Raw genomic sequence first — 25,475 nt, forward strand, 5'->3', positions numbered from 1 at the left:
CGACGTCGGCTGGGCCGGTCTCCGGCCGTGGCGCCCTTGCGAGCTCAAATCCGTTCTCCCATGGGAAGTGTCCCCGCTCCGTCGCCGGTGCGGGGGTCCACGACTGCCGGGGAGAGTGATGAGCGACCCGCTTCCGACCCTTCTCACGCCTGGGCGCCGGCTCGCCGGCGGCGCGCTGTTGCTCCTGCTCGTCGCCCTGGGCGTGTTGCGGTCGGCGGTGGGCACGAAACTCGACAGTCTCACTGCCGACGAACCCTGGCACATCGTCGCCGGCACGGAGTACGCGCGGGCGGGAGAGTTCCAGCTCAACCCCGAGCATCCCCCATTGGTGAAGCTCTGGGTCGGCGCGGCGATGCCGGCCGATTTCCGGATCCAGCCGGCAGCGGCGCTGCGTGAAAAGGCGCAGGAACGCAAGTGGGCCGAAGAGACGCTGTTCAAGGAGAACGATCCACAGAGGGCGCAGACGAGGGCGCGCAGGGCGATGTGGGTCTTGAACGGGCTTCTCCTGTGGCTGCTGGGACTGGTCGTCTGGCGTGCCTGCGGGTGGGCGTGGGCGGCGGGTACGCTCGCCTTCCTGGCGATCGAGCCGACCGTGGGTGCGCATATGCCAGTGGTCATGACCGACCTGCCCCTGGCTCTCACCCTGATGATCGCCCTCGTCACATCGGGTCTGCTCGCAGCGACCTGGAGCTGGGGCTGGGTCGTGGGCGCCGGCGTCGCGATCGGGCTCGCCCTCGCGGCCAAGCACTCGGCGCTGCCGGGCCTCGTCGGTCTCGCCGCAGTCCTGTTCCTCGCCGCCGCGCTCGGCTGGCGCGAGGGGCGTTGGCGCGGCTTACTCGGTCGTTTCGGCAAGCTGAGCGTCGCCGCGGTCCTGGCGCTCGTCGTGCTCTGGTCGCTCTACGGCTTGCGCTTCCATGCCGGGCGGGAAGGCGGCGATGCCTTCAATCGCCCGATGGCCGACAAGATCGCGGAGCTCAAACTCGGTCCCTGGCGCGAAGGCATCGCTTTCGCGGACCGTTGGCACCTCCTGCCACGGGCCTACCTCTGGGGCCTCGCCGACACGGTGCGCACCGGCGTCGAAGGCCGCGGAATCAGCCAGCACTTCATCTGGGGGGAGACGTACTTCGGCAGGGCGCCGTGGTTTGCCTGGCCCGCGATCGTCCTGTCCAAGTTGCCGCTGGCCCTGATGGGGCTCGCGGCGCTCGGGCTGGCGCTGCTCTGGCGCTCGCGCCTGCCGGCAGGCGCGAGTTGGACGCTTCGGATGCTCCTCGGCGTGGGCGCCTGCCATCTCCTGGCGCTCGCGGGTTCGGGGGGCGTGTGGGGTGGCGTACGACATGCCACTCCGTTGCTGACGGCGGCGGCGATCCTCGCCGGCCTCGCCGTCAGCCAGGGCTGGCAGCGACGATCCCGTGTCGCGCTCGCCGGCGTCACCGCGCTCCTCGTCGCAGCGCTCGCGATGACCGTCCGTGAGCCGCGGCTCTGGGAGTACCACAACGAGCTCGTCGGCGGCAGCGAGGGTGCCTATCGCTACTTCGCCAACGAGGGCCTCGACCTGGGTCAGCGCTTCGCCGAGATCCGCGCCTTCCATGACCGCGAGATCGCGCCCAGCGGACTGCCTCTCTTTGCGTCGTACTGGATGATCGAGGAGCAGGTGCGCGGGGCGCGGCTCAACTACCGCCGGCGCGTCGAGAGTCTCGACGACGCCAACGTCGAAGGGCGCTTCGACGGCTACTTCGTCTACACCATGTCCGACACCCTGCCCTGGCCGAGCTGGGACTGGGATCCCGAGGAGGTCTTTCGCGAGCTCGAGCTCGTGGCGCGCTTCGGCTATATCGGTATCTGGAAGGGCGTGCAGGTGCGACCGCAGACCCGCGCCAGCAGCCTTTCCGCGAAAGTCATGGACTACATCTACGAAGAGGGCGGCAGCGATTGGGCGCTCGTGGCCCGGAGGCTGGAAGAGGTCGCCGCGTTGCTGCCGCAGAAAGTCGATACGGGTGTCGAGCTGGGCAACGCCTACCTGCGCCTAGGAGAGGGTGGACGAGCGGTCGCGGCCTATCGCCGGTTGCTCGAGCAGGACAAAGTGCCGCTCGACGCTCTGATTCGCCAACAGGTCGAGACGCAGATCGAGAGCATCGAGACGGCCACCCATCTCGCGGCGGTCGAGCCCATGCGCAATCCGTGGCTGGAGTAGCCCGCGCTGCCGGCTGCCTGCAGGAGCTTGCGCTTCTACGCTTCGGTCGAGGCGAGCTCGAGGTGGAGGAGGGCGCGGGCGGCGCGCCAGTCGCGCTGCACGGTGCGGCGGGAGACATCGGTCGCGTCGGCGATCTCGGCGAAGGTGAGGCCGCCGAAGAAGTGCCATTCGACGGTCTGGGCGAGTCGGGGCGCCTCGCTCTCGAGGCGCGAAAGCGCGTCGTCCAGAGCGAGCAGGTCCTCGACGGGCGCTGATGCCGCCGGCGCCGCTACCTGAATGGCCTCGAAGTCGACATCGGCCTGGCCGCCGCCGCGCTTCGAGGCCTTCCGACCGCGGGCGTCGTCGATCACGATCTGGCGCATGGCGCGCGAGGCGACCGCGAAGAAGTGGGTGCGGTCGTGGTACGGCAGGTCGCCGCGCTTGGCGATGCGCAGGAACGCCTCGTGCACCAGCGAGGTCGCCGACGGCCCGGAGTTGCGCGCTCCTCGCACGTGGCGCCCGGCCAGCGCGCGCAGATCGTCGTAGACGATCTCGAAGAGTTTCCCCGGGGCGGCGCTGTCGCCGCCGCGTGCCGCGGCCAGCAGGCGCGTGACGGCGCCGGCGGCGGGCGCCTCGTCGGACGGGTCGAAAGCGGACATTTCCTTGCACATTGTAGCGCCCGTTCGGAAAGCCGGGCACCCGGGAGAGCGGCGTGGCAGAATCGCGCCTCGCGATGAGAGCGCCCGAGACTCCGGTCGAACGCCGCGCCCGCCTCTTCACCGAGCTCTGCGAGCTGGGCGAGCCGGAGCGGCGCGCGGCGCTCGCGCGTCTCGCCTCCGAGGACCCCGCGCTCGCCGCCGACGTCGAGCGCATGCTGGCGCTGGATCGCGAGTCGCAGGGACCGATCGAAGGGTTGCGCGGCGAGGTGGCGGAGGCGGCCGGCAGGCAGCTCCTCGCCAGCGAGATCGCCGAGCCCCCGCCGCCCGAACGGCTCGGCGCCTGGCGGCTGGGCGAGAAGCTGGGCGCGGGAGGGATGGGCGAGGTCTGGGCCGCCGAGCGTGTCGAGGGCGGTTTCACCCAGCGCGCGGCGGTGAAGCTGGTGCGCTCCGGCATGGCGAGCCGCGAGGTCGTCGCGCGCTTCGCCGTCGAGCGCCAGCTCCTCGCCCGCCTCGAGCACCCCGCCATCGCTCGCCTCCTCGACGGCGGCATCGCGCCCGACGGTCGCCCCTGGTTCGCGATGGAGCGCGTCGACGGGCGGTCGGTGACGCGCTTCGCCGAGGATCGTGGCCTCGACGTCGACGCCCGACTGCGCCTGTTCCTCGCGATCTGCGAGGCCGTCGACTTCGCGCACCGCTCGCTGGTCGTCCATCGCGATCTCAAGCCGTCGAACATCCTGGTGACCGGGGAAGGGAAACCGAAACTGCTCGATTTCGGTCTCGCCAAGCTACTCGAGCCAGCGCTCGAAGACGGCGCGGATGGCGGCGCCACGCGCACCGAGCTGCGCGCGCTGACCCCTGCCTACGCCGCGCCCGAGCAGATTCTCGGCGAACCGGTCACCACGACGACCGACGTGTATTCTCTGGGAGTCATCCTCTTCGAGCTGCTGACCGGCGTTCTGCCCCACCGCCGGCGGTCGAGCAGCTCGGCCAGCACGCTCGCAGCCGATGTGGCGCACGAAACGATCGAGCGCCCGTCGCTGCGCCTGCGCCGGCTCGCCTCGGGGAGGCCGGGCGAGACTCGCCTGCGCCAACGGCTCGAGGGCGATCTCGACACCGTCGTTCTCAAGGCGCTTTCGCGCGAGCCTGAGCGGCGCTACGTCTCGGTGGCGGCCCTGTCGGCGGATCTCCTCGCGCATCTCGCCGGTCGGCCGATCGCCGCCCGCCCGGATACGGCCGGCTACCGCCTTTCGAAGTTCGTCCGCCGGCATCGACTTGCCGTCGCGGCAGCAGGACTCGTGGTGGCGTCCCTCGTCGGCGGCCTGACGGTTTCGCTCGTCCAGACGAAGCGGGCGAACGCCGCGGCGGCGAAGGCCGAGCTCGAAGCCCGGCGCGCCGGGCGCGTCAAGGACTTCCTCATCTCGGTCTTCGAACAGGCGGATCCGAACCAGTCGAGGGGAGCCGAGATGCCCGCCCGCCAGATCCTCACCGAAGGAGTGGAGCGGCTGACGACTGACCTGCGCGACGAGCCCGAGGTTCGCGCCGAGCTCTACGATGCGGTGGCGCACATCCAGGGAGGCCTGGGACTGCTCGACGAGGGGCTGGCGAGTGCGGAGCTCGCCGCAGCGGAGCGTGCGCGGCTCTTCGGCCCGCGCTCGCGCGAGCATGCGCTGAGCCTGGTGACGATGGGAAGAGCGCTGCTCGCCCTGGGGCGCGTCGAGGAGGCAGGCAAGCGCTTCGAGGAGGCGGTAGCGCATTTCGAGAGCGCGGGCGAAGCGCGCTCCATCGATTGCGCCGCCGCCCTTTCGGGCCGCGCCGAGGTGCACATGTTGACGGAGAACCTCCCGGGTGCAATCGCCGACGAGCGCCTCGCTTTCGAGATCACAGCTGCGACGCTGGGCGAGACCGATCCCGAGACCCTCGAGCATCTCTCCAACATCGCCGTGCTGCAGACCGAGTCCGGAACCTTTGCCGAAGCGGTGAGGACCTTTCGGGAGATCCTCGCCGTACTCGAGCCCGCCGAAGGCGCCGATTCTCCGAAAGTCCTGAACGTCGTGCTCAATCTCGCCACGGCGCTCGACTCGGCGGGCGAGACCACGGAGGCGCTGCCCTACTTCGAGCGCGTGGTCGATGGGCGTCGGCGGATCTACGGCACGCGGCATCCGGCGCTCGGCGAGGCCCTGGTCATCACGAGCTTGCGCCTTTCGCGCGCCGGACGCAGCGACCAGGCGCTCGCCGCGCTCGCCGAGGCGCGGGCCATCTACCAGCCGCTCGACCATCCGGAGCTCGGATCGGTCGACAACTACACCGGTCTCGCGCTCACCGACCTGGGCCGTTTCGTCGAGGCCGAGCGCGCCTTCGAGCACGCTGCGGCGCGCTTCGCGAAGAACCTGGGCGCCGACAGCATCCTGGCTGTGAATGCGCTGGCGAACGAGGCCTTCACGGTGAGCGAGCAGGGGCGCATCGTGGAGGCGCAGGCAATGTTCGAGCGCGCCATTGCCGCTACGCGCACGCTGGGAGAGTTCGACAACCCGCGCCTCCTGCGAAGCCGCCTCTCCTGGGGCGCGAACCTGCGCAAGCTCGGCCGCTTCACCGCTGCGCGCACGGTGCTCGAAGAGGCCTGGGAGCTCGCCCGCGCCAAGCTCGACGCCGGTCACCTGCGCATCGCCGAAGCGGAGGTCGAGCTCGCGCGCCTCGAGCTCGCCGAAGGTGGCTCCGGCGCCGCCGGCCGCGCTCGTGAGCGGCTCGCCGCCGCCGAAGCGATCGCTGCGAAGAAGGCCCCCAGCCCCGTCTTCGCCCGCAATCTCGCCGCTGCGCGGGCCGAGCTCGCGGCCCGAGCGGGGACCGGATGAAGCTTCCCGGAGGAAGACAAACACGATGACGGTCGAGGCGCCTGCAGCTCCGATTCTTCTGCATCCGATTGGCGTCGTGCATTCGCCCTACCGGACGAAGGACGATGTGCCCAAGGGGCTTGGCGCGAAGCACGCGGCTCCCGGCGCGATCGAGATCTTCCCCGAGTTCGCCGCCGGGCTCGCCGACATCGAGGGTTTCTCCCACCTCTACGTGCTGTGGATCTTCGACCGCGCCGGCGACTACGAGCTCCTGGGCACCAACCCGACCGACGGCCGCGAGCACGGCGTCTTCGCCACACGCTCGCCGCGGCGGCCGAATCCGCTGGCGCTGTCCGTGCTGGAGCTCCTGGGCCGCGACGGAGCGACGCTATCGGTGCGCGGCGTCGACATGCTCGACGGTTCGCCGGTCGTCGATCTCAAGCCCTACCTCTCGAGCATCCCGCCGGAGAAGCTCCGCCGCGGCTGGCTCGACGCCGCTGAGGCGGCCGCGAAGACTCCAGACTAGAGCGTGCTCGCCGACCAGAGCAGGGTGTGCCCAGCCTCGAAGCCGTCGGCGAAGATGTAGGAGTTCTGGATCCGCAGGAGCGCCATATCGCGCTCGTCGTTGCCATCGACGGCAAAGCCGGCCCCGACCGGCTTGCCCCCCGAAAGCGTCAACGCCAGGGCGTGATCGTCGCCGTTCGTCGCGCGGTCGAATTCGTAGCGCGCGACACCGTTGCCGTCGAAGGAGGCGTCGGGAAGTCCCTCCCCATCGAGCCGGGCGAGGAAGAAGCCGCCCGCCTGCGCGCCCGTGGCGTTCATCTTGCCGGCGACGATGAGCTTGCCGTCGCCCTGCAGGAGGGCGTCCTCGAGCTCGATCCCCTCCTCGAGAATGAAGCTCGCGATGCCCTCCACGCCGTAGCTTCCGTCCTCGGTGCCGAAGGTCGAAATTCGCATGACGTAGGCGAGCTCGAGGGTGGAGAAGGTGCCGGAGAAGACGACATGGATCTTGCGCGTCGCCGGGTCGATCGCGAGCGCCGTGATGTCGTAGAGGCCCAACTCGGTGACGAGATCGACGAAGCCGTCGCCGCCGAAGGCGCTGTCCAGACCGCCCATCGCATTGAGCCGCGCCAGCCGGACGTTGTCATCGGCGTTGAAGGCGATCACGATCCTGCCCTGACTGTCCGGCGCGAACGCAGTCAGCGAGTCGTTGGTGGTGCCACCGTCGCTCACGACCGCCCAGCCGTCGAACGACCAGCTCGCATCCGGTGAGCCGTTCTCGAGGAGCCGGAGCACGAAGGGGTTGTAGTGCGTCGTGTTCGATGGGCAGCGCAGGCAGTGTCCGGCGAGCAGGAGCCTGCCGTCGAGCTGGCGCTCGGCGGCGACGAACTGGAGCTGCGGATCGGTCCAGGGGGTGCCGAGGTAGAGATGGCCGACGTCGCCGAACGCCGGATCGCCGTCGCCGCTGGGCAGCAGGCGCACGACTGCCGGTACCTGCGTCGCACCGTCGTAGGTCGAGCCGATGGCGAAGATCGACCCGTCCGGGTCGGCGAAGACGCCGTAGAGAACATCTCCTCCTCCTTCCACCAGATCGAAAGCGATCCGTTTGCGGCCGCTTTCGCCCCACGATGTATCGAGAATGCCGGTCCGGGTGAGTTTGGCCAGCACCCAATCGAACGTGAACGGCGCAGCCGGGGGGGTCCAGATCATCGTCCCGCCGACCACGAGCGAGCCGTCCGCGAGCGCCGCGACGGCGCTCGCTTCGGCCTGGGTCGTCCCCGACTCCTGCCAAAGCACCGTCGCCCTGCCGTCGGCGGAGAAGGTCGGGTCGAGGTCGCCGTCGGCGGCGAGAAGCGGCGCTGCAAGCAGGCAGGCGCAGACGGCGGGAAGCCCGAGCGGTCTCATGACCCTAAGAACGGCAAGCACCGCCGAAAGTCGACAGGCGGTCGGCGGCTACGGCGCGTCGGGCCAGGCGGCGGTCGTGCCCTCCTCGAAGCCGTCGCCGAAGATCCGGCTGTCGACGGTGAACAGGTGCCAGCGCTCATCGATGAGCTCGTCGGAGAAGTAGATCGTGCCGGCGCTGTCGGGGAAAACCGCGAAGGAGAAGATCCGCCCCCCGGCGACCGGGTCGCCGTTCAGCTGCGCATCCTGGATATAGCGCGGCGACAGGCGCTGCTCGCCCAGGCCGCGCGAGTCGCCCGGAGCGCTTTCGTCGAAGATGTAGGCGACGCGCGCGCCGTCGGGATGGAGGCGCCAGGAAGAACCCACGGCACGGATCGGGCCCGGAACCGAGCTGTCGTTGGTGATCTGATCCTGGAATGCCGAACCGTCGGCGGGAACCGAGTAGAGGTCGAACCGCTCGTCCTCGGCGAAGTCGGCGCGGAAGACGACGGTGGCGGAGTCGGGCGTGAACTCGAGACTGGTCACGTCGCGGTTCAGGGGGAGGATGCCGCTCACCAGCGAAGTTGCGGAGCCTGATGGGCCGGAGATCGGTACCGACCAGGCGCGAAAGGTCTCGTCCGTAGTCTGGTCGGCGACGTAAGCGACGCGCGACGAGTCGGGCGAGATTGTGTAGCGTGAGGTAACGTCGCCACTTCCGACGAGCAACGGGTTCAGGCGGACGAGCTCGGCCAGCGGCCCGGCGAGCGGGACGCTCCAGAGGTCGAACTGGTCGTCGACCGACTTGTCGGCGCGGAAGACGAAGAACTCGCCGTCGGAAGAGAACGCCGCCGACGCGATCGCGCCGCCGGCGACGAAGCTCCCGGCGAGCGAGACAGCGGCGGCCGCCGGTCCGGCGAGCGGCACGCTCCAGGCCTGGTTGATGCGGTTCCCCGAAGGCGTGTCGCAGCTGAGGAGATAGAAGAAGCGGCTGGATCCGGACGGTACCGCGCCGCCGGTGGCGAAACAGCTGGTCGAGCTCTCGTCGAAGAGAAAGAGTCCCGATCCGATCGGTCCGTCGATGGGTGCGCTCCAGATGCGCGAGGTCTGGCCGGCGATGTCGCCGAGGACGAGGAAGGCGCGCGCGCCTTCCGGGCTGATCGCCGTGCCGACGAAGCTCTCGCCCGGAGTGAGACCCGGGTCCAGGCGCACGCTCGCGGCGGCAGGTCCGGCGAGCGGCACGCTCCAGAAGCCGTATTCCTCGACGCCTTCCGCGGCGTAGACGAGACGTTCTCCGGACGCCGGCACGGACCAGTGCTCGACGCCTTGGCCCTGGACGGCGACGTTGAGCTTGACCGCACTTGCCGGAGTTCCCGGGATCGGAGCGCTCCAGAGCTCGTTCCGGCCGTCGGTCTCGAGGTCGCCGAGGTAGAAGACGCGGCGCCCGTCGCCGCTCAGCAGCAGCTCCGCGATCGATCCCGGCGCCCCGTAGGCCGAAAGGCGATGGAGGGCCGCTCCGTTCCGGCGCATGGCATAGACCGCCTCGGCGCCGGCGTTCTCGACGTCGCCCACGAAGACCACCCATTCGCCGCGTGGATCGATCTTCCAGAGGGAGCGCACCGAAGAGCCCACTTCGCCGGGCGGCGAGAGCTGCCGCCAGGCGTAGTCCGGCGGCAGGGAGAGTTGGGCGCGGGCGGCTCCGACAGTGAGGAGAAGCAGCATCGCGAGCGCCAGAGGCGCACCTGCAGCGCAAGGCTTCGATCCCGGGGAGTAGGGGGTGCTCATGCCCAAGAGAACGCAAAGGCGCGGCGAGGGGTGACAGCCGACAGCGGTTGTGTCAGGGAAGATCGGGCCAGGCGGCGGTTGAACCCTCTTCGAAACCGTCGCCGAAACGGCGCAGGTCGGCGGTGAACAGCTCGAACTTCTCGTCCACGATCTCGTCGGCGCGGTAGACGAGTCCGGCGCCGTCCGGGAAGAGCTCGAAGAAGGTCACTTTGCCGCCGGCGACCGGGACACCGTTCAGGCGTGCATCCGCAATGTACGGTCCGACGAGGCGCTGCTCGCCGATGCCGCGCTCGTCGAGCGCTGCAAACTCGTCGAACTGGTAGAGCACGCGCTCGCCGTCGGGGTGAACGTACCAACGGAAGGCGACCGAACGTTCCGGCGCCGGGTTCGAGCCGCGATTGGTGATGCGCGACTGCGCGGCCGATCCGTCGGCGGGGGCCCAGTAGAGGTCGAAGCGTTGGTCGACGGCCAAGTCCATGCGAAAGACGACGCGCGCGCTGTCGGGCGTGAAGGCGAGGTCGAGGGCGTCGCCGCCGGTCATGAGGATGCCCTGGTAGAGCGTCACCGCCTCGGTGGACGGGCCTGCGATCGGCACGGAGTAGGGGAAGAAGCGTTCGTCGGAGATCTGGTCGGCGATGTAGGCGACCCGCGTCGAATCGGGCGAGATCCTGAAGCTGTTCTTGACGTCGCCGTTCGTGACCAGCGACGGATGGAGCTGCACGAGCGCCGCCGCCGGACCCAGGATCGGTACGCTCCACAGATCGATGCGCTCATCCACGAGCCGATCGGCGCTGAACACCACCCGCTGGCTGTCAGGAGAGATCGCCAGTCCCTGAACCGTTCCGCCGGTGGTGAAGCTGCCGGCGAGCGACACCGCGGCGGTGGCGGGACCGGTCGCCGGCACGCTCCAGAGCTGGGTGAACACCGATCCGGGCGGGCAGAATCCGGCATAGAGAAGGCGGGTCGAATCGGGAGTGAGATCGGCGGCGAATGCCGTGCAGCCGCCGGGTGTCTCGTCGGCGAGCAGGATGGCCGCGGTCGCCGGGCCCGCGACAGGTACCGTGAAGGCCCGGGCGGTAGTCGCGACCTGGTCGAGGAACTGGATGAGGAGGTGCTCACCGTCCGGCCTGAGGAAGGCGTTCAGGATCGTCTCGTCTCCTGCCGCGGGCGGATCGAGCCGCACGCCGAGCGGGCTGGGACCGGCGACGACCAGAACCACGGCGCCACCGACGGTGCGGAAGATTCGCATGACTTCCCCCTCACCCTTCTACCGGCTTTTCCGGACTCCGGGGGACAGGCGAAGCCGTGCACGAAGCTCGACCTTCCCTACCGCGCACCTTTGTACAGCAGGTATTCGATCAGGGCGGCGTTCTCTCTGCGACGGGCGGCTTCGAGGACGCTCACCTCGCCGAAGCGGTTGCCGCCCGGTTGCGACCAGCCGTTGACGTCGGCGCCTGCTTCGATGAGGAGGCGCGCCATCGGCTCGTCGTCTTCTGCGATGGCGTAGACCAGGGCGTTGGTCACCCCCTGGCTCCGCAGGTCGAGTCCGGCGTCGATCAGCACCTTCAAAGCTTCGACGCTGCGCTGTCGAGCGACATGCTCGGCCGTTGTGGGGGCGTAGCAGGGGGTGCGCCGGCAGTTGAGGGAGAAGGTCTGATGCAGGAAGGCGGGGCGGTCCGGCGCGGCGGCGACGAGCAGCCGGAGGATCTCGACCGACTCCGGCGACGAGGCGCTGACGTGCACGATCGCCAGCTTCCCAGGCGGCAGGAGCTCGGACCAGGAGCTTCCGAGAGAGACCCCAGCCGCCAGCAGCCGCTCGACCGCTGCGGCATCGTGGGCCTTGATGGATCTCTGCAACTCCGTCTCGAAGAGGGCGCCACAGGCGGGGAGCGTCGCCGCCGAAAACGCCAGGAGGAGAGCGCGCAGAGAGGCCGGTCTCATACCCTGGAAGAACGCTAAGCGGCGCTGCGGAGCGCCAGAGGAGCACTGCGGCACGAAGCTCCGATCCCGGGAACGGGGCGCACTCTGCCCCCGAGAGCACCCGGGGGCGATGAGAGGCGACAGCCCTGACTGGCGAGGCGTGCGGGAGCCGGGCGCGGGCTGACATATTCTGCGGCGCGATGAGAAACGGCCTGAGAGAGCTCCGAGCTGCACCCGCATTGGTCGTCCTGATCCTCCTCGCCGGCTGCGGTGGCAAACCGATCCGGAATCTGGGCTGCGAAGGCCCCCCTGCGGTCGAAGAGGGCCTGCGAGCCGCAGAGGGGCTGCGGGATCGGTGCTTTCTGGACGAGGCCTGCTGGGAGAGGGGGCTCGCCGAGGCGCGAGCCCTGCGGGATCGCTTCCCGGAGGAGCTCGCCGCGCACCGCGCCTATGTGCTCTCGCGCTTTCGCGGGCCGCGCGGTGAATACGGAGTCTCGGGGCAGGCGGTGGCGGAAGAGTATCGGCATCGCCTCGAGCGCCAGCCCGACGACGCCGGCCTGCTCTATCTGAACGCCCTGCTGACCGAGAATCGGATCGAGCGCCGCGACCTCCTCCGGCAGTCGATCGCGCGCGCGGACGCGTTTCCCTGGTCGCGCTACGCCCTGGCGCTCGAGTACGGGTGGAATCCGGACGTGGAGGATAGAGCGGTGGCGCGGGCGGAGGGCGCCCGATTCGTTGCCGCCTGTTCGGATCGGCTCGGGGAGATCCAGCGCCTGGCGGGCGCGCTCGACGACGCCGCGCTCTTCGACCGCTACCGCGATCGCTTCGTCGAGGGCTTCGAGCCGGTTCGCGAGCGCTTCTCCGAGCTCGCAACGCTCTGGCACCAGATGTTCCAGTTCGCGAAGCCCGACCGGCACCCGGAGATCCGCGCCGAGGTCGCGGCGGCGGTGGCGAGGACGGCGGCGCTCGAGCGCGGCACGGATCGCGCCTGGCTGCGCGCCCTCGAGGTCGGCTACCGCATGACGGGGGATAGCGCCGGCAGTTCTCGCGTCGAGGAGCTCGTCCTGGCTGCCTTCCCCTGCGAGACGCAAGCGATGTCGATCCACGAACGGCGCTTCCGTATGTCGCGTCCGAAGCCGAAGCGCGACGAGGCGGCCTTCGACGATTGGCGCCGGGCACAGATCGCTTCGATCGACGCGCTGCTCGCATCCTGTCCCGCGAGCGGGTTGCTCCGGATGCGGGAAATGAGCGCGCTCGCGGAGCTCGACGTGCTGCCGGCGGCGCGGTTCATCGAGGCCGGAAGAGTCCTCGCCGCGGCGCGGGACATCTATGCCCCACCGTCGAATCCGGCGGCGGTCGCGAAGCGCTTTCTCGAACAGAAAGTGGGCCTCGAGGAGGTTGCCGCGCTCGTCGAGCAGGATCGCGAAGAGATGGAGCTCACGCACGCGCGTGCCCTCCTGTTCGTCCTCGACGACGAGGACCGGCAGCGTGTCCGGGTCGAACGGCTCCTGCGGAGTGCGAGCCATCTGGCTCTGCAAAGCGAGCTCGCGCTCCGCGAGCTCCGGATCGAGGAGGCCGGGCGGCTGCTGGGGGAGAGCCACGCCCAGATCGCGGCCGTCGCCGGTGCCGGCGAGGTACGCGACGACGTGCAGAGGCAGAACGTGGCCGCGGTGCGCGCCGATGCCTGGCGGCTCTCCGCGGAGCTCGCGGAGGCGAATGAGGATTCCGCCGCCGCGCTCGCCGCGTACGGACAGGCGATTGCCAGCGCGCCGCCCAGCGAAGCTCTCAGGAAGGCGGCCGCGGCGGCCTATCTGCGGTTCTACGGCAACGAGCTCGAGTTCCCGGCCTGGATCGCCGGCGCGGAACGGGCCCGCGAGGCGGCGCTCGCGGCCGCTGCCGCGCAGGCGACGGGCGCGGTGCAGGCGAGCGGTGGCCTGCCGGACTTTCGCTGGACCGATCTCTCCGGCCGCGAGTGGACGCCTTCCGACCTCGCGGGCAAAGCTGTCCTGTTGAACTTCTGGGCGACCTGGTGCGGCCCGTGCGTCGCCGAGATGCCCTACCTGACGAAGCTCGCGCGGCGCTTCCGCGACGATCCGCGTATCCTGATCCTCGGCGTGAGCGTCGACGAGAGCCCGGGGCCCGTGCAGCCGTTCGTCGAAAGGCTCGGCTGCGACTACCCGATTCTCCTGGGCGGCGCCGCGGTCTGGACGCAGTGGCGGCTCGCCGCCATCCCCAAGAACCTGATCCTCGACCCGTCGGGGAGCATCGTCACGAGCGAGGTCGCCTTCAGCGCGGACGGCGACCGCTGGATGGAGACGATGGCCGCGCGCCTCCTCGAGGCGGCGGGTCCGGCGCCGACGAACCGCTAGCGCGACGGGAGGTGGGGCGGGTCTCGCGCCGCGGGCGAAGGTGAAGCGCGCTCCGTCCGTGACCGCGGCGCTCCCCGGGCGACTCGGGCGGCGGGAGTCTTCTAGCCGACGAGGCCGCCGTCGACCGGGACCGCCGCGCCGGTGACGAAGGCGGCGTCGTCGGAGGCGAGGAAGAGGCAGACGCGAGCGACGTCGTCGGCCGTCCCCAGGCGGCGGAGCGCCGTCCGCGCGACGATCGCCTTCCGGAACTCGACCGCGGCGGCGCTGTTCATCGCCGTGTCGATGTAGCCCGGAACGACGGCGTTGACGGTGATGCCGGCCGGCCCCAACTCGCGCGCCCAGACCCGGGTGAGACCGAGGAGCCCGGCCTTGGCGGCGGCGTAGGCGGTCTGGCCGGGGAAGCCGGCGACGGCGAGGATCGAGGAGAAGTTGACGATCCGTCCGCCGCCGCGCCGGCGCAGGAGGGGCAGGAGGGACTGGGTGCAGTGCAGCGCGCCGGAGAGATTGACGTCGAGCACGCGGCGCCACTCCTCGGCTGTCACGTCCCCGACCGCCGGCGAACGGGCGAGATTGATCCCCGCGTTGTTGATCAGGATGTCGACGCCCGGCAGTCGCTCTCCGAGCGCCGCCGCTGCTGCCGCGACGGCGAGCGCGTCGGCGACATCGACACGTTCGATGCAATTTGCGCCATCGGCCGGATTCTCCGCCGATCCGGCATCGAGGTCCCAGACGACGACCTCGGCCCCTTCGGCGCGAAAGCGTTCGACCGTCGCGCGACCGATACCGCGCGCGCCGCCGGTGACGACGGCGATCTTGCCGGCGAGCCGTCCGTCACTCATCCGTTCGCTCCCGGAGGAGTCGCCTGAGCCGGTCGCTTCGCCGGAAGCAGGTCGAGCTCGGCGAGGTCGGCTCCTGGCGGCAGCTCGAGCGCGAAACGGACCGTCGCCGCCACTTCCTCGGCCTCGAGCATCGCTTCGCGCCCCGAGAGCGCGACGCCGGAGGCGGCGAAGAAGCCGGTGGCGGTGAGATCGGGGCAGACCAGAACGACGCGCACGCCGCTCTCGCGCATCTCCTGGCGCAGGCATTCTGTGAAGCCGCGCAGGGCGAACTTCGACGCGACGTAGGGCGTCCCCTGTGCCCAGCCGCGTTTCGAGGAGACCGAGCCGATGTTGACGATGGCACCGTGCCCCTGGCCGGCGAGGATCGGCACGACGTGCTTCGCCATGAGGATCGCGCCGCGCACGTTGACCGCCCACACCCGGTCGAGGAGCGCCGCGTCGAGCTTGTGTACCAGCCCGAAACCGCCGATGCCGGCGGCGTTGACCAGAATGTCGAGCCGGCCGAAGGCGCCGATGGCGCGAGCGACGAGCCGCTCGATCGCCCTTTCGTCGGCGACATCGGTGGGCACCGCGATGGCGCTGCCCGGGCGATCCGCGAGCTCCGCTGTCGCGGCCTCGAGCTCCGCGGGGCGCCGGGCCGCGAGCACGACGTGCGCTCCGGCGCCGACGAGCTCGCGGGCGACCGCCCGTCCGATCCCGGAGCTCGCGCCGGTGACGATCGCGACCTGGCCCGCGAGGGAAGCGGTTCGCATTCGGCGCAGTCTATGCGAGGGAACCTCTCCGGGTATGCATAAGATGACCATCGTTGTTCGAGGAGGTCGATCCAGATGAGGATTCGGGAAAGTCGTAACCGTCTCGCGTGGGTGGGGTGTGCGTTCCTCGTCGTGGCGTCAGCCTGGCAAGCCGCAAACGTGCCGCCCGCTTTCGCTGAGCCGCCTCGCCCGTCGACCTTCTCGATCGTCGCCGCCGATCCGGCGACAGGCGAGGTCGGCGTTGCCGTGGCGAGCCGGTTCTTCGCCGTCGGTTCGGTGGTGCCGTACGCGCGCGCCGGCGTCGGCGCCGTGGCGACCCAGGCCTCGGCCAACACCGCCTATGGCCCGGGAGCGCTCGAGCTCCTGGCGCGCGGCGCTTCGCCTTCCGAGGCGCTCGCCATCCTCACCCGCGCCGATTCCGGCCAGGGTCAGCGCCAGGCCGGCGTCGTCGCCGCCGACGGCAGCGCGGCGACGTTCACCGGCCCGGGCTGCAACGCCTGGGCCGGCGGACGCAGCGGTCCGGGTTACGCCGTGCAGGGCAACATCCTCACCGGCGAACCGGTCGTGGCCGCGATGGAGCAGGCTTTCCTCGCGAGCGCCGGGAAGCCGCTCGCCGAGCGCCTGTACGCCGCGCTCGCGGCCGGCGACGCCGCGGGCGGCGACAGCCGCGGCAAGCAGTCGGCGGTGCTCCTCGTCTCGCGCGCCGGCGGCGGCTACGGCGCATTCGACGACCGGGCGATCGACATCCGGGTGGACGACCACAAGGAGCCGATCGTCGAGCTCGGCCGGCTGGTCGGCCTCGCCCTGGTCAACGATCTCTGGAACCGCGGTTGGGCGGCGTTCCGCAATGGCCAGCGCGGCGAGGATCTGAAATGGCAGGAGATGACCCTCGCCCGGGCCGAGGCGACCCGGGCCGAGATCCTCCCCGAGGTCCTCTACGACACCGCCGTCATCCGCCTCGCGAACGGCGACCTGCCGGGCGCCCTCGCCGCCCTCGCCCGCGCCCTCTCCCTGAACCCCAAACTCGCCCAGCAGGCCGCGGCCGACACCGATCTCGCCGGGTTGCGGGAAGCGAAGCCGTAGATTCCTCGTCCGAATCCCATTCGGCGCGCGGGAAGCACACCGGCGCTCGCCCGCGCGAAGGGAGGTTGCCCCGCCAAAAGGGAGGTTGACCCGCCCGAAGGGCGGTTGAAAAACCCGCAAGGGCCGGCCACGATGCGAAGCACCATGACCCCGACCTGTCTCGCCTGTGGCCGCAGCGACCAAGAAACTCCGCTCGTGCGACTCCTCCATCGCGGCGTCGAGCGCTACATTTGCCCGCAACACCTGCCGATCCTGATCCACAACCCGGCCGAGCTCGTGGGCAAGCTCGAAGGGGCCGAACAGTTGCGACCCGCCGATCATCACGACTGACGGCAAGGGCGCGGTGGTGGCGGTCGACTCGACTCGCCCGCCTCCTGCGGCATCTCGGAGTCGCGCCGGAAAGAGCTCCGACCTCCGTTGGGCCTCGTCGTCGCCTCCGGCGCAGGCTCGACCCGGAGTTGGTCGAAGGCACGGTAGCGGGCCGTGCGTGCGACAATCTCTCCCGGAGGCAAGACCGTGAGCCCCAAGATCGCTATCGACCAGCCTCGGATCGCCGCCTTTTGCCGCGAGTGGAGAATCGCCAAGCTCGAGCTTTTCGGCTCGGTGCTGCGGGACGACTTCGGGCCCGAAAGCGATGTCGATGTCCTGGTCAGCTTCGAGCGTGGATCGACATGGTCCTACCTGGATCTCGTCCGCATGGAAAACGAGCTGTCGGAGAAGCTGGGTCGCCGGGTGGACCTCGTAGAACGCGCGGCAGTCGAAGCGAGCGACAACTACATTCGACGCAGAGAGATCCTGCGATCTGCGGAGGCGCTCTATGCGGCGGGATGAATCCTACCTGCTCGACATGCTCCTGCGATCGCGGGATGCGCTTCGGTTTGCGAAGGAAGCCGAGCCGCTCGGGCTCGGTGAGAACACCATGGCGCAGTTCGCTGTGCTGCACGCGCTTCAGATTGTCGGCGAGGCAGCTGGAGGCGTCTCCGAAGAGGCCCGGAGTGCCAACCCCGGTATTCCCTGGGTGGAGATCGTCGGCATGCGCCATCGCATCGTCCACGACTACGGTCGGGTCAACATGGAAGTCGTGCGACAGGTCCTCGAACGCGATCTTCCGGCCCTGATCCTGCAGCTCGAGGACCTCGTCCCGCCGGACGACGAAGCCTAGTGCCAGCTGAGCTCGAAGGCGTCATCCGCTGCGCCTGGGCGGGGAGTGATCCGCTCTATCAGGCGTACCACGACACCGAGTGGGGCGTCCCCTCGTTCGACGAGCGCCACCTCTTCGAGATGCTGAACCTCGAGGGGGCACAGGCGGGGCTGTCCTGGATCACGATCCTGAAGAAGCGTGAGAACTACCGCGCGGCGTTCGATGGCTTCGATCCGGAGAGAGTGGCGCGCTACGACGAGGCGAAGGTCGCCTCCCTGCTCGCGGATGCCGGCATCGTGCGCAACCGGTTGAAGGTCGCGGCGACGATCGGCAACGCCAAGGCTTATCTGGCGTTGCGCGAGAGCGGCCGGACCCTCGCCGACGTCGTCTGGAAGCCCTACGGCGGCAAGCCGCGGCAGAACCGGATTGCGTCGATGGGCAAGGTGCCGGTGAAGACGGCGGAGTCCGACCGGTTGTCGAAGGAGCTCGCGAAACTGGGCTTCAAGTTCGTCGGCTCGACGATCGTCTACGCCTACCTACAGGCGGTCGGCTGCGTGAACGACCATCTGATGACCTGCTTCCGGCACGACGAGGTCGCCCGTCTCGCCTTGCGGCCGGCGCGCTGAGCGGGCGCCCTGAATGGGCGCCCTACGGCACGCTGGACGACCAGGCCGAGCGGTCGCCCGACCCGAAACCGTCGACGAAGAGCGCCTCGTCGACGAGGTGGACCTCCCGCCGGTCACCGGCCGCAAGTACCGCGTCGCCCACGAGGCCCCGCGAGTCGGACGCATAGCTCAGGAAGTAGTCCCCCTCGTCCGCGCCGGCGACCTCGAGCAAGGTCTCGGCCGTCGTCAGCGGATCGAGGAGCCGCTGCTCCATGGCAACGCCGTCCCAATTGGCGTCCGGTGTGACGATGAAGGCGACCCGCTGAGAGTCCGGAGAGACGACGTAGGCGCGGACGCTGTAAGGGTTCGGCGCCAGGATATTCCGGTTGGTCAGCTGGACGTGGCTGGTGAGGCCGAATGTGGTGGTCGTGTGAAGGTCGTAGCGGTCCACGGGTCCGAGGTTGGCGCGATAGACGAGGCGGCTCCCAGAGGGGGTGAACCGGAAGCTCGTCACGTCCCGGCCGGCGGGAACGGTGTCGGATCGCCGGGTCGGCGCCGCGTGCCCGTCGGCCGGCACGCTCCACAGCTCGTCCCGGGCATCGACCGCCGCGTCGGCGATGTAGGCGGCCCAGTCGCCGGCGACGCGGAGACCCCGGACGTCGCCGCCGGAAACGAGCGTTCCGGAGAGCTTGACCGGTTCCGCGCTGTCATCGATCGGGGCGCTCCAGAGCTCGAAGCGCTCGTCGACCTGGGCGTCGGCCAGAAAGACGGCGCGGCCGTCGCTCGAGAGCTCGAAATCCACCACGTTGCCGCCGCCGACCAGCGCCTGGTTGAGCTTGTGGAAGCTGTTGGCGCTGTCGGTTCGAATCGACCAGAGCTCGTCGACCTCGTCGGCCTGAATGTCGGCCTCGAGCACGACCGTGTCGCCGTCGGGCGCGAACGTGAGCGAGCCGATGTTCGTCCAGGTCGGGAGCTCTCCGGCCCAGAGCGGAAAGGGGAGTGTCGACGAGAGGTAGATCGTCAGGGTCTCCAGCTGATCGTCGCCGTCGGTGTCGATGAAATAGAGCAGGCGCGGATTGCCGCTCGCCGCCGGAAAGAGATAGGGCCGAATCGAGTCGCCCTCGTCGAGATTCGAGACGCCGCCGACGCCGTCGATCGCGACCCGCAGCAAGACGTCGGCACCTGGACGGGTGAGCTCGATGACGACCTGCTGGCCATCGTCGGTGACCAGGTAGTCGTTGATCGATTCGTTGGTCAGAAGGGCCGGGTTGAGGCGCACCGGTGCGGACGAACCATCGATCGCCACCGACCAGAGGTCGTTCGGGGCATCGGGCTCGGTCGACGCCTCGTAGACCACGCGCCGGCTGTCGCCGGTGATCTCGAAGTCGATGCCGGCTCCGAGGAAACTGAAGCCGTGTACCGGACCGGCGAGCTCGAGAGGCGGATCGCCGGGCTCGCCGAACCGGCGGCTGCTGGCCAGCCAACACTCGTCGGAACTCTCGCAGGCGACGAAGACGATCCACCGGCCATCGGGAGAGACCTCGGGCCCGGATTCGTCCGAGACGCTGCCGGCCGAGAGGAAGTCCGCCGAGATCACTTTCGCGCGGTGCTCTGCAACGGCCGGCGAAGCGCCGGCGAGGAGGGTCAGCAGGGCGAGGCTCGCCGCGCTCCGCGGGCAAGAGCCAGGGAATGGAACCACGCACGGAGCTCTCAGGGTGAAGTGTCTGGCCATCGTCGATCTCCCTCTGCTACAGGAGAACGACGCAACCGATCCGGTGGCGACATCCGCCTCAGAATCCCGACCAGCGCGCGCGATTGCCGCCCTCGAAGCCGTCGGCGAAGAGGTAGGCGTTCTCGGTGCGCATGAGGAAACCCGAGGCGTCGCCACCGCTGTCGAAGGCGTGGCCGACGAGGACCGGCCGGCCGCCCCAAAGGACGAGATCGGCGACCTGCTGGCCCGTGCCACCGCCGAGGTCGATGTCGTAGGCCTCGCCGCCGCCGGTTTCGGAGCCGAAGGTAGGGTCGCTGTTGTAGCTGCCGGGAAACAGAGCGTACCGGCGCATGCGCAGGGTGTCGAACGACAGACCCTCGCGGGCAGAGAGGAAGCGCTCGTCCCCCTGAAAGACCAGTTGGCCGACGCTCTCGGGGGGCGAGGCCGAGGTCGAGAAGACGCCGTCGTCGTCGAAGTGGATCAGCAGCCAGTCGCTGCCTCTCTGGACGGAGGCGAGGGATGTCCCCGTACCCGGGAGCGTCAGCAGGTCGCCCGCGATGGTATCGGTCGCGTCATCGATGCCGGAGTCCTGGATCGTCATGAGGCCATTCGCGCCGAAGGCGGCGTCGAGCGCGCCGGCGGCCGTGTAGCGGAGCGCCATCACGTCGAGATCGCTCGTCGTGCCGGCCTCGCGCCGGGTCATCAGGAGGAGAATCCGGCCCTGGTCGTCGACCGTCATCGTGGCGCCGGACTGGAGCGTTCCCAGAGCCGCCGACGTGACCTCGCGAATTCCGGTGCCCGGCGCGCCGAAGTTGGGGTCGAGGGAGCCCGCGGCCGTCAGTCCGAGGAGGAAGTAGCGATAGTTCGAGATCGCCACCGTGGCGCGCAGGAGGGCGACGATCCGGGGAGCGCCGACGGCTCCGGTTTCGGGCCGGATCTCGGCCAGCGCGGCGATGAGACAGCTCTCCGGATTGCAGTAGGCCTGTGTGTCGAAGAGTTGGAAGCCGTCGGTGGAGAAGTCCTCGTCGAGCGTGCAGCCGGGCTGGTCGATCTCGTAGCGCGCCACCAGGGCGTGCAGGCGCGAAGCGGCGCCCTGGAAGTTCACCCAGCCGCCAACGAGGAGGTTCCCGGAGGAATCGACGATCGCGGCCTCTCCGCCGGATTCGTCGGTGAAGGCGCCGTAGGCGCTCGTCGAGTCCAGGCAGACGCGATCGCTGCGGAGCTCGCCGTCCCCGTCCACGGCCTGGAAGTGGAGGCTCCGCGTGCCGGCCGGAAAGTCGTAGTCGCCGACGCCGTAGAGCAGGTCGCTGGTCGCGACGGCGGTCTCCAGGAAGACCCGGCCCGACCCCTGCCAGGTGGCGAAGCCATCGCCTTCGCCCCAGGCGGTGGCGAGCGCGCCGTCGTATTGGGCGGCAATCGGGCTCGCGCCCGAGGCTGCCAGTAGAGCGATCGTCCACAGCGGGAGTGACTTCGCGAGCGGCATAGGGTTGGACCTCACCCTGCTACCGCGATTCGACCGCCGCAGGGGACAGGCCGCAAAGGACAAGCAAGTCCGGGAGGGCGCTCCCTCGCCCGGGCGCCTCGCCGGTGAGCCGTCGCCGGGTCAGTCTTGTGCGAGTGCCCGCCTCGCCGCAGCAAGGTCGGCAGGGACGAGAACCGGCTTCGGCCAGGCGAGGTCGAGGCCTTCGATCGCCGCGACGAGGGTCTGCGAGATGACCAGGCGGGTGAACCACTTGTGGTCGGCGGGTACGACGAACCAGGGGGCGTGCGGCGCGGCGGTGGCGCGGATCGCCGCCTCGTAGGATTTCATGTAGGCGTCCCAGTGCTCGCGCTCGCGGACGTCGCCGAGGGCGAACTTCCAGTTCTTCTCCGGCTCGTCCAGCCGGGCGAGGAATCGCGCCTTCTGCTCCTCCTTCGAAATGTGGAGGAAGAACTTGAGGATGAGATAGCCCTGGCGGGCGAAGTAGCGCTCGAACGCGGCGATGTCCTCGAGGCGCTCCTCCCAGATCGACTTCGTGACCAGCTCCTTCGGCAGGTGCTGGCCGGCGAGAATCGGCGGGTGCACGCGCACGACCAGCGTCTCCTCGTAGTAGGAGCGGTTGAAGATACCGATGCGGCCGCGCTCGGGGAGGCACTTCGACGTCCGCCAGAGGAAGTCGTGATCGAGCTCTTCGGCCGAGGGCGCCTTGAAGGAGAAGACCTGGCAGCCCTGCGGGTTGATGCCCGACATCACATGCTCGATCGCGCCGTCCTTGCCGGCCGCGTCCATCGCCTGAAAGATCAGCAGCACGCCCCACTGGTCCTGGGCGTAGAGCATCTCCTGCAGCTCGTCCAGGCGCGCGACGTCTTTCGCGAGTGCGGCCCGGGCCTCCTTCTCCTTGAGCCCGAGGGTGTCCTGCGGGTCGATGCCGCGCAGCTTGAAGCCCTTGCTGGAGGTGACGGCGTAGCGCTTTAGCATCCTCCGGGTCAACGTCTCCTGCTTCGATTTCGCCATCGATACTCCGGGCTTCTCCCCAGGCGGGCTGCGGTGGCTGGACAATTGCGGGGAGTATCCTACCGGGATACCGCCCTCCAATCGGGTAGTGACCGGATGGCGTGCCTGAAGTAGTTTTCCGACATGGCACTCTCGCCCAGATTCCGCTTCGGCGCGCTCTCCGGCGCCTGCTTCCTTCTTCTCGCAGCCGGGCTCATCGGTGGCTCCGCAGCGCCGGCTGTCGCGCAGGAATCCCCCTGCGCCGAGTGCCACGACGACGTTCCTCTCGACGCCACCCCGCACGCCGAGCTCGCCTGCCTCGACTGCCACCCCGGTTTCGACGCCGATCCGCATCCGGAAGCGCTGCCGGCCAAGCCCTACGCAGTCTGCGCCGAGTGCCACGATGCCGGCGAGAAGCTCGCAGCGAGTGTCCACGGTGGGGCCGGAAAAGCTGCGCCCTCCTGTCGCGAGTGCCACGGCGCCGGACACAAGATCCTGCCGGCCGAGAACGCCGCTTCCCTCGCGGGCCCGGGCCACATCACGGCGACCTGTGCACAATGCCACCAGGCGGAGGCAAAGACGGCGGCGCGTGGCATCCACGCCGTCCTGCAGGGAGACCGCCCCAACGCGACTTGCGTCGACTGCCACAGCGCGCCGCACGAGATCGCCAAAGCCGCGAGCTCCGCGAGCGCCGCGAAGGCGCTGGCCTCCTGCAGCACCTGTCACGCCGCGGTCGCCACGGAGCAGCACGCCAGCCTCCACGGCAAGGCGGCGGCGCGCGGCGACGCGCTCGCTCCGACCTGTCTCACCTGCCACGGCGGCCACGGCATCCTCTCGCACAAGGACGCGAAGTCGCCGGTCGCGGTGATGAACATCCCGCTCCTGTGCGGCAAGTGCCACCGGGAGGGCAGCGAGGTCTCGCTGACGCACGACATTCCCCAGGAGAACATCCTCGAGAACTACGCCGACTCGATCCACGGCGAGGGGCTCTTCCAGAAGGGCCTGACGGTCACCGCGGTCTGCACCTCCTGCCACTCGGCGCACAACATCCTGCCGCACGGCGACCCCAAGTCGACGATCAACGCCAAGAACGTGGTTGCGACCTGCACCCAGTGCCACGCCCAGATCGAGCTCGTGCATCGCAAGGTCATCGAGGGTCATCTCTGGGAGAGCGCGCCGAACCAGATTCCGGTCTGCGTCGACTGCCACGAGCCGCACAAAGTGCGCCGTGTCTTCTACAGCGCCGGAATGGCGAACCAGGACTGCCTCACCTGCCACGCCAAACCCGACCTCGCGGTCGAGCGCGACGGCAAGCAGGTCTCGCTCTACACCGATCCGGACGCCTACGCCGCCTCGACGCATGCCAAGACCGCCTGCGCGCAGTGCCACACCGAGGTGACACCGTCGCACACGCGGCCTTGCGAGACCATCACCAGGAAGGTCGACTGCGGCGTCTGCCATGCGGCGCAGGTGGAGCAGTACCAGATCAGCATCCACGGCACGCTCGCCGCGAAGAACGATCCGGACGCCCCGGGGTGCCTCGACTGCCATTCGCCGCACGCCACCAAGTCCAAGAACGAGCCGCTCTCGCCGACCTTCGCCCGCAACGTCCCGACGCTCTGCGCGCGCTGTCACCGGGTGGGTGCGCAGGCGGCGGTCCGCATCCACGGGGAGACCGCGGACATCGTCGGCAGCTACGCCGACTCGATTCACGGCCAGGGACTCACCGAGTCCGGCCTCGTCGTCACCGCGACCTGCGTCAACTGCCATTCGTCGCACGGCGAGCTGCCGCCCGACGATCCACGCTCGACCGTCAACCGGGCGAATCTCCCGGACACCTGCGGCAAGTGCCACTACGGGGTCAAGGAAGCGTTCGCCACGAGCATCCACGCCACCGGCGAACCGAAAGACGGTGAGCACCTGCCGGTCTGCGAGGACTGCCACAGCTCGCACAACATCTCGCGCCTCGATCTTCCCGGCGCCCGCACGAAGATGCTCAGCCAGTGCGGCGGCTGTCACAAGGAGCAGGCCGAGACCTTCTTCGAGACCTTCCACGGCAAGGTCTCCCAGCTGGGTGGCGAGTCTTCGGCGAAGTGCTCCGACTGCCACGGCAAGCACAACATTCTCAAGCCCACCGACCCGGCCTCGACTCTGTCGCGCGACAACGTCGTCGCGACCTGCGCCCAGTGCCACCCCGGTGCCAATCGGCGCTTCGCGGGCTACCTGACCCACGCCACGCACCATGACCGCGACAAGTACCCCTGGCTCTATTGGGTCTTCCGCGCCATGACCGCGCTGCTCGTCGGCACCCTGACCTTCGCGGTCTTCCACACGGTCGCCTGGCTCGTCCGGCTCTTCCTGTCGCGCGACCAGTGGCGGCACATGAAGGCCGCCTCGCGGCTCGAGGGCCAGGCGAAGCTCTACCAGCGCTTCACCGCCTTCCAGCGCCTGCAGCACGTCGCGATGATGATCTCGTTCTTCACCCTGGCGATCACCGGCATGGCGCTCAAGTTCTCCTACGCCGCCTGGGCCCAGGGCTTCTCGCGGGCCTTCGGCGGCTTCGAGGCGATGGGCATCGTGCACCGGCTCGGGGCGGTCGCCCTGATCATCGTCTTCTGCGTGCACGTCTGGGATGTGCGGCGCCAGAAGATCGCCTCGGGACGGACTTGGCTGCAGACGATTCTCGGTCCGGGCTCGATCCTCTTCACGCCGCGCGATCTCAAGGAGTTCATCGGCTCGATCAAGTGGTTCTTCGGCCTCGGGCCGCGGCCGAACTACGGGCGCTTCACCTACTGGGAGAAGTTCGACTACTTCGCGGTCTTCTGGGGCGTGCTGGTGATCGGCTCGACCGGCTTCGCGCTCTGGTTCCCCGAGCTCTTCACCCGGGTCATGCCGGGTTGGACGATCAACGTCGCGACGATCATCCATAGCGACGAGGCGCTGCTCGCCGTGGGGTTCATCTTCACGATCCACTTCTTCAACACGCACTTCCGGCCGGACAAGTTCCCGATGGACCCGGTCATCTTCACCGGTCGTGTGCCGCTCGAGGAGCTGAAGCACGACAAGCCGGACGAATACGCCCAGATGGTGGCGAGCGGCGAGCTCGAGGAGCACATGGTCGGTCCGATCGCGAAGCCCGTCGAGCGCATCTTCCGGATCTTCGGCTTCATCGCTCTCACGATCGGTCTGACGCTGATCGGACTGATCATCTACGCCATGTTGTTCAGTTATCAATGAGTCGAATCTGAAGTCGCTGAGTTCA

The 25,475-nt window shown here is 69.3% G+C and carries 20 protein-coding genes; 10 read left to right on the forward strand and 10 right to left on the reverse strand.

Annotation, left to right across the window (positions count from 1 at the left end; all coding sequences use genetic code 11):
- Window positions 1–118 precede the first annotated feature (118 nt).
- On the forward strand, window positions 119–2,191 hold the full coding sequence (locus tag KBI44_06675) for a hypothetical protein (GenBank protein ID MBP9144149.1): 2,073 nt from the start codon (window positions 119–121) through the stop codon (window positions 2,189–2,191).
- Between the two features lie 35 nt (window positions 2,192–2,226).
- On the opposite strand, the gene KBI44_06680 is transcribed toward KBI44_06675, so the two are convergent.
- The gene (locus tag KBI44_06680; GenBank protein ID MBP9144150.1) at window positions 2,227–2,829 is read right to left on the reverse strand and encodes a sigma-70 family RNA polymerase sigma factor; all 603 of its coding nucleotides are present in this window, start codon (window positions 2,827–2,829) and stop codon (window positions 2,227–2,229) included.
- A 74-nt stretch (window positions 2,830–2,903) separates the two neighbouring features.
- On the opposite strand from KBI44_06680, the gene KBI44_06685 reads away from it, so the two are divergent.
- Both KBI44_06685 and tsaA read left to right on the forward strand, forming a co-directional pair.
- Window positions 2,904–5,678: a serine/threonine protein kinase gene (locus tag KBI44_06685; GenBank protein ID MBP9144151.1), complete on the forward strand. Its 2,775-nt coding sequence runs from the start codon at window positions 2,904–2,906 to the stop codon at window positions 5,676–5,678.
- A gap of 25 nt (window positions 5,679–5,703) precedes the next feature.
- Window positions 5,704–6,183, forward strand: a complete 480-nt coding sequence (tsaA, locus tag KBI44_06690) for a tRNA (N6-threonylcarbamoyladenosine(37)-N6)-methyltransferase TrmO (protein MBP9144152.1) — start codon at window positions 5,704–5,706, stop codon at window positions 6,181–6,183.
- Here tsaA and KBI44_06695 read toward each other — a convergent pair.
- From KBI44_06695 to KBI44_06710, 4 genes are all read right to left on the reverse strand, one after another.
- A complete protein-coding gene (locus tag KBI44_06695) occupies window positions 6,180–7,562 on the reverse strand; it encodes a hypothetical protein (protein MBP9144153.1) in 1,383 nt (460 codons plus the stop codon). The two genes, tsaA and KBI44_06695, sit on opposite strands and share 4 nt — an antisense overlap.
- A gap of 48 nt (window positions 7,563–7,610) precedes the next feature.
- Window positions 7,611–9,257 (reverse strand): hypothetical protein, encoded by a 1,647-nt coding sequence (locus tag KBI44_06700; protein MBP9144154.1) that lies wholly within the window; start codon window positions 9,255–9,257, stop codon window positions 7,611–7,613.
- 115 nt (window positions 9,258–9,372) lie between these two features.
- Window positions 9,373–10,569: a hypothetical protein gene (locus tag KBI44_06705; protein MBP9144155.1), complete on the reverse strand. Its 1,197-nt coding sequence runs from the start codon at window positions 10,567–10,569 to the stop codon at window positions 9,373–9,375.
- Window positions 10,570–10,646: 77 nt separating this feature from the next.
- Window positions 10,647–11,261 (reverse strand): hypothetical protein, encoded by a 615-nt coding sequence (locus KBI44_06710; protein ID MBP9144156.1) that lies wholly within the window; start codon window positions 11,259–11,261, stop codon window positions 10,647–10,649.
- A gap of 179 nt (window positions 11,262–11,440) precedes the next feature.
- Between KBI44_06710 and KBI44_06715 the strand changes: the two genes are divergently transcribed.
- Window positions 11,441–13,609 (forward strand): TlpA family protein disulfide reductase, encoded by a 2,169-nt coding sequence (locus tag KBI44_06715; protein MBP9144157.1) that lies wholly within the window; start codon window positions 11,441–11,443, stop codon window positions 13,607–13,609.
- A 101-nt stretch (window positions 13,610–13,710) separates the two neighbouring features.
- Here KBI44_06715 and KBI44_06720 read toward each other — a convergent pair whose 3' ends face one another.
- Both KBI44_06720 and KBI44_06725 read right to left on the reverse strand, forming a co-directional pair.
- On the reverse strand, window positions 13,711–14,448 hold the full coding sequence (locus tag KBI44_06720; protein ID MBP9144158.1) for an SDR family oxidoreductase: 738 nt from the start codon (window positions 14,446–14,448) through the stop codon (window positions 13,711–13,713).
- Window positions 14,445–15,200, reverse strand: a complete 756-nt coding sequence (locus KBI44_06725; protein ID MBP9144159.1) for an SDR family oxidoreductase — start codon at window positions 15,198–15,200, stop codon at window positions 14,445–14,447. Before KBI44_06725 ends, KBI44_06720 begins: the two co-directional genes overlap by 4 nt.
- Before the next feature lie 75 nt (window positions 15,201–15,275).
- On the opposite strand from KBI44_06725, the gene KBI44_06730 reads away from it, so the two are divergent.
- From KBI44_06730 to KBI44_06750, 5 genes are all read left to right on the forward strand, one after another.
- Window positions 15,276–16,283 (forward strand): DUF1028 domain-containing protein, encoded by a 1,008-nt coding sequence (locus tag KBI44_06730; GenBank protein ID MBP9144160.1) that lies wholly within the window; start codon window positions 15,276–15,278, stop codon window positions 16,281–16,283.
- Window positions 16,284–16,427: 144 nt separating this feature from the next.
- Window positions 16,428–16,613, forward strand: a complete 186-nt coding sequence (locus KBI44_06735; protein ID MBP9144161.1) for a hypothetical protein — start codon at window positions 16,428–16,430, stop codon at window positions 16,611–16,613.
- A 204-nt stretch (window positions 16,614–16,817) separates the two neighbouring features.
- Window positions 16,818–17,114 (forward strand): nucleotidyltransferase family protein, encoded by a 297-nt coding sequence (locus KBI44_06740; GenBank protein ID MBP9144162.1) that lies wholly within the window; start codon window positions 16,818–16,820, stop codon window positions 17,112–17,114.
- Window positions 17,101–17,445, forward strand: coding sequence for a DUF86 domain-containing protein (locus tag KBI44_06745; GenBank protein ID MBP9144163.1), 345 nt, complete (start codon window positions 17,101–17,103; stop codon window positions 17,443–17,445). The genes KBI44_06740 and KBI44_06745 overlap by 14 nt, the downstream gene beginning before the upstream one ends.
- A gap of 23 nt (window positions 17,446–17,468) precedes the next feature.
- Complete coding sequence (locus KBI44_06750; protein MBP9144164.1) at window positions 17,469–18,050, forward strand: DNA-3-methyladenine glycosylase I; 582 nt, start codon at window positions 17,469–17,471, stop codon at window positions 18,048–18,050.
- A 22-nt stretch (window positions 18,051–18,072) separates the two neighbouring features.
- On the opposite strand, the gene KBI44_06755 is transcribed toward KBI44_06750, so the two are convergent.
- From KBI44_06755 to KBI44_06765, 3 genes are all read right to left on the reverse strand, one after another.
- Window positions 18,073–19,728 carry a PD40 domain-containing protein gene (locus KBI44_06755; GenBank protein ID MBP9144165.1) on the reverse strand — a complete coding sequence of 552 codons (1,656 nt, stop codon included), beginning with the start codon at window positions 19,726–19,728 and terminating at the stop codon, window positions 18,073–18,075.
- Between the two features lie 91 nt (window positions 19,729–19,819).
- Window positions 19,820–21,238 (reverse strand): hypothetical protein, encoded by a 1,419-nt coding sequence (locus KBI44_06760; protein ID MBP9144166.1) that lies wholly within the window; start codon window positions 21,236–21,238, stop codon window positions 19,820–19,822.
- 105 nt (window positions 21,239–21,343) lie between these two features.
- On the reverse strand, window positions 21,344–22,234 hold the full coding sequence (locus KBI44_06765) for a polyphosphate kinase 2 family protein (GenBank protein MBP9144167.1): 891 nt from the start codon (window positions 22,232–22,234) through the stop codon (window positions 21,344–21,346).
- A gap of 123 nt (window positions 22,235–22,357) precedes the next feature.
- Between KBI44_06765 and KBI44_06770 the strand changes: the two genes are divergently transcribed.
- Window positions 22,358–25,450 (forward strand): hypothetical protein, encoded by a 3,093-nt coding sequence (locus KBI44_06770; protein MBP9144168.1) that lies wholly within the window; start codon window positions 22,358–22,360, stop codon window positions 25,448–25,450.
- The last annotated feature ends 25 nt before the right edge of the window (window positions 25,451–25,475 follow it).

Source organism: Thermoanaerobaculia bacterium, assembly GCA_018057705.1.
Classification (GTDB): domain Bacteria; phylum Acidobacteriota; class Thermoanaerobaculia; order Multivoradales; family JAGPDF01; genus JAGPDF01.